Origin of the sequence: Halobellus captivus, from assembly GCF_007655485.1 — an archaeon.
GTDB lineage: Archaea > Halobacteriota > Halobacteria > Halobacteriales > Haloferacaceae > Haloquadratum > Haloquadratum captivum.
This window is the reverse complement of sequence record NZ_VJXQ01000002.1, coordinates 713,741-714,063: the sequence shown is the minus strand read 5'-3', so window position 1 is coordinate 714,063 and position 323 is coordinate 713,741. Positions and strand designations below refer to the sequence as shown.

The 323-nt window shown below is 58.5% G+C and carries 1 protein-coding gene; it reads right to left on the bottom strand.

Features of this window, described 5'->3' with window-relative positions:
- Window positions 1-142: 142 nt before the first annotated feature.
- A partial coding sequence (locus tag FJT57_RS17440) for a hypothetical protein (RefSeq protein WP_449405205.1) occupies window positions 143-323 on the bottom strand: 181 nt, incomplete at its 5' end.

Below are 323 nucleotides of genomic sequence, written 5' to 3'. Positions count from 1 at the left end.
CTTCAACCCATCAAGGGTCCTTCTGAAAGACGGCGGCTCGGGGAGGTTGATCTCGAATGAGCGAACGCCTTCAACCCATCAAGGGTCCTTCTGAAAGCGTCGATCTGCCGGGCTCAACGTCGAACGTCCTCCCTTCAACCCATCAAGGGTCCTTCTGAAAGCGGGGTGGACGGTGCGCTCGCGGATCAGCTGGAACCTTCAACCCATCAAGGGTCCTTCTGAAAGCGAGATGTTCGAACCGTCGAAGTCGACTATCGACGGCCTTCAACCCATCAAGGGTCCTTCTGAAAGGCTCGGCCAGTAGCCGCTCGCCGCCGTCGGTC